5 protein-coding genes are annotated in these 3,182 nt (G+C 64.4%); all 5 read right to left on the bottom strand.

All coding sequences use genetic code 11. From position 1 onward, the window contains the following. Positions 1–53 precede the first annotated feature (53 nt). Entirely contained in the window at positions 54–764 is a 711-nt protein-coding gene (locus RA20_RS02395; protein ID WP_039124272.1) for a CDP-alcohol phosphatidyltransferase family protein, read from the bottom strand. 39 nt (positions 765–803) lie between these two features. Next, positions 804–1,016: a hypothetical protein gene (locus RA20_RS02390; RefSeq protein ID WP_039124270.1), complete on the bottom strand. Its 213-nt coding sequence runs from the start codon at positions 1,014–1,016 to the stop codon at positions 804–806. 115 nt (positions 1,017–1,131) lie between these two features. Then, complete coding sequence (locus RA20_RS02385; protein WP_039124267.1) at positions 1,132–1,350, bottom strand: GDCCVxC domain-containing (seleno)protein; 219 nt, start codon at positions 1,348–1,350, stop codon at positions 1,132–1,134. Positions 1,351–1,400: 50 nt separating this feature from the next. Further along, positions 1,401–2,321 (bottom strand): tyrosine recombinase XerC, encoded by a 921-nt coding sequence (locus RA20_RS02380; RefSeq protein ID WP_039124265.1) that lies wholly within the window; start codon positions 2,319–2,321, stop codon positions 1,401–1,403. Continuing rightward, the gene (locus RA20_RS02375; protein WP_039124263.1) at positions 2,318–3,016 is read right to left on the bottom strand and encodes a DUF484 family protein; all 699 of its coding nucleotides are present in this window, start codon (positions 3,014–3,016) and stop codon (positions 2,318–2,320) included. Before RA20_RS02375 ends, RA20_RS02380 begins: the two co-directional genes overlap by 4 nt. Positions 3,017–3,182 lie beyond the last annotated feature (166 nt).

Genomic DNA, 3,182 nt, shown 5'->3' with positions numbered 1-3,182 from the left:
CCCCGGGGTGAATGCGCCCGGAATGGGCGCAGAGGGGCTGCGCCCCTTCACCGTCAAACCGCGGAAGACTTGCGCCGACGCTCCGGCACGATCTGCTGCGCAATACCGACAAACAGCAGGTATACGGAGGTCACCACCAGCCCCCAATGGGCCCAGCTGGCCGGGTGGAAATCGACCCAGGCGGCCCAGCCGGCAAAAAAGGTCCAGGCCAGGGCCATCGGCAGGGAAATCTTGCGCCAGCGCACCGTGCGCACCGGGTGGATGAACTTCAGCGGCAGGAACATGGCGATGGCCAGCAGGGTTACCAGCACCAGGCTGGTCCAATGGCTGGGCTCCAGCGCAAAGATCACCAGCACCAGCATGTTCCAGCAGCCGGGAAAGCCCGAGAAGGAGTTATCCTTGGTTTTCATCCGCGTGTCGGCAAAATACATCGCGCTGCCGAAGGTAATGACGATGATGGCAAACCAGCCGGTCCAGCCGGCCATTAGCCCCGACTGGAACAGGGCAAAGGCCGGGATGAAGACATAGGTGAGATAGTCGATGATCAGGTCCAGCAGCACCCCGTCGAATTCCGGCGAGTAGCGCTTGACGTGGTAGTGCCGCGCCAGCGGGCCGTCGATGCCGTCAACGGCAAAGGCCACCACCAGCCAGACGAACATCAGGCTCCATTTGCCATCCGCGGCTGCCAGCATTGCCAGCATGGCAAAAACGGCACCGGTTGCGGTCAGCAGGTGAACGGAGAGGGCGCGGATCTGAGGTGTCATGCTTCCCTGATGGCGAATTTGCCCCAGGGCCGCAAGCGTTCAATGCAGCCTTGGGCGGAATTCCGTACCCGCAGCAAACTGGATCCGGGCCATCCGGCGGCCAAAGGGCGCAGGGTCAGTTATATCCGGCGAGGAGAAGGGGGGCTGAGACGGAAGATCGCCGATCCGCTCCCAGGGCTGGCCGCCGGGCGGCGGAGCAGGGGCGGCAGGGGCGCCATCGGCAAACAGGGCGGCAAAACCGGGTACGGTCATGGCAGAATCCTTTCTGGATCGGTTTCTGTCATCTGGCCCGCCCTGCCTTAACAGGGGCTTTCCCGCCGTCTTCTAAATGAATTGCATTTTAGGGAAATCTGCGCAGACAGCCGGCCTAGCCGCAGCAGCCGCTGCCTTCCTGCACCGGCGGGCAAGGCACGCTGCCATAAGAGCAAAAGACGCAGCAATCGCCGGCTTCAGGCCGCAGCACAGTGCGGCAGGCACCGCATTCAAAAAACCATTGGCATGCGTCCTGCGGCATCGTCTCTTCGGTCTTTTCGCCGCAAACCGGGCACGTCATCACGCTGGTCAGAATCACGTTGCTGGCAGTCATAGAGCGGTCCTCCATCTGCCAGCAAATGCCAGGCAGGGCTGCAGGTCAAATCACGCCTTGGGGTGGGCCCGGTTGTAGACCTCCAGCAGGTGCGTGGTGTCCACTGCCGTGTAGGCCTGGGTTGTGGACAGCGAGGCGTGGCCCAAGAGCTCCTGTATGGCACGCAGGTCGCCGCCCGCCTCCAGCAGATGAGTGGCAAAGCTGTGGCGCAGAGCATGCGGGGTTGCGGTGGCGGGCAGGCCAAGCTGGGCACGGGTCCTGGCCATTACCCCTTGAATCTGGCGCGGGTTGAGGGCACCGCCGCGCACGCCGCGGAACAACGGCGAGTCAGCCTCCTGCGGATGCGGGCACAGTTCCAGATACCGGTTTACTGCGTCGCGTGCCGCCGGCAGCACGGGCACCACACGCTCCTTTCTGCCTTTGCCGAGAATACGCAGCACCGGGGGCAGCGGTGCGTCTCGGCCCACCAGCCCCAGTGCTTCGGAGATCCTGAGCCCGCAGCCATAGAGCAGGGTGACCACCGCAACGTCGCGTGCGGCTACCCAGTCCTGCTGAGATTGCAGCTCCACCGTTTCCAGCACCGCTTTGGCAGCCTCCGGCGCCAGCGGCCGGGGCAGTTTCTTTTGGAACTTCGGTGCACGGGCGGACAGGACGGCGGCCGGTTCAAATCCTTCGCGCTCTGCCAGCCAGCGGTAGAAATTCTTGACCGCCGACAATTTGCGCGCCAGCGAGCGTGCGCCGGTGCCGCTGCTGCGCTCCGAGGCCATCCAGGCGCGCATGTCGGCAGTGGTGATTCTGGCCAAAGCGCCAAGACCTTGCGGCCCGCCGGCATGGGCGGTCATGAAGGCGAGGAAAGCCGCGACATCGCCGCGGTAGGCAGTCAGCGTATTGGCTGAGGCATCCTCCAGCCCGCCCAGCCGCTGCAGCCAAAGCTGCAGTGCATCGCGGCAGGCCGGGGAGATCAGCGTCATGACAGCCAGCAGCGCATCGAGCGTTCGAATACGCCGGCAAAGAAAGTCAGGAGATCAGTGCCCTGCATCGGTGAGAACTGATGCGGATCCTCTGAGCCCATCACCAGCATGCCCGGCAGGCGGCCTTCGCCGAGGTTCAGCATCAGGCAGGCCTCGGAACGGATCCACTCAGCCTTGTGCCCGTAGATGCGCGGGCTGCCGCCCTGGGTTTGCCGCAGCGTGACAGGGCGGGTGCTGCGGGGCTGGCCGGCATAGCTTTCGGCAAAGCCGGGGCCTGCCAGTTTCAGGGCGCCGGACTTGCGCTCAACCGCGGCGCCGCCGGGCTGGGCGGTTTCCAGCACCAGAGACAGGGCGTTCACACGCAGGATCTCCGGCATGTCCTGTTCCAGGCATGCGAGGAATGCGTTGAAATCCTGCGGCTCCATCAGCCGCAGCACGGCGCGGTGGATCAGGTTGGTGCCGGCCAGGTTGTCATAGGCGGCGGCAATAACCGAGCGGTGAGTGTCCTCCAGCCGGTCGAGCCGTGCGGTCAGCCGCTCCATCGCAATGCCGCGCAGGTCGACCACATTGGACCCCATGGCGCGTTCGTTGGCGGCAACCAGCGCGTTCATCAGATGCTGGTCTTCCAGCACGGCATCGGGTTTGGCGAGGATGGCCTCGCGCAGCTGGTTTTCCAAAGTGGCGGAACTGCTCATGTTTCGAAACTCTTGCGGATAAGGACCTCTGACGGGTTTGCACCGTGTATAACACGGGATTTGCGCAATGCTGCGGAAAAATGCGGTTGGGTTGGGATTCGTGCCCCGGGCTGCTCCCGCCCGTCGCGGTGCATTGGCATGCACTGCTCCCGTTGGGCCCGGCAGC

The sequence above is a fragment of the Leisingera sp. ANG-Vp genome (genome assembly GCF_000813725.1).
In the GTDB taxonomy this organism is placed as follows: Bacteria; Pseudomonadota; Alphaproteobacteria; order Rhodobacterales; family Rhodobacteraceae; genus Leisingera.
Note: the sequence above shows the minus strand (reverse complement) of the source record. Positions and strands in the feature narration are given on the sequence as shown.

Coding starts and splice junctions, on each gene's coding strand:
- RA20_RS02395 (WP_039124272.1), bottom strand. CDS start 764: ATGACACCTCAGATCCGCGCCCTCTCCGTTCACCTGCTGACCGCAACC.
- RA20_RS02390 (WP_039124270.1), bottom strand. CDS start 1,016: ATGACCGTACCCGGTTTTGCCGCCCTGTTTGCCGATGGCGCCCCTGCC.
- RA20_RS02385 (WP_039124267.1), bottom strand. CDS start 1,350: ATGACTGCCAGCAACGTGATTCTGACCAGCGTGATGACGTGCCCGGTT.
- RA20_RS02380 (WP_039124265.1), bottom strand. CDS start 2,321: ATGACGCTGATCTCCCCGGCCTGCCGCGATGCACTGCAGCTTTGGCTG.
- RA20_RS02375 (WP_039124263.1), bottom strand. CDS start 3,016: ATGAGCAGTTCCGCCACTTTGGAAAACCAGCTGCGCGAGGCCATCCTC.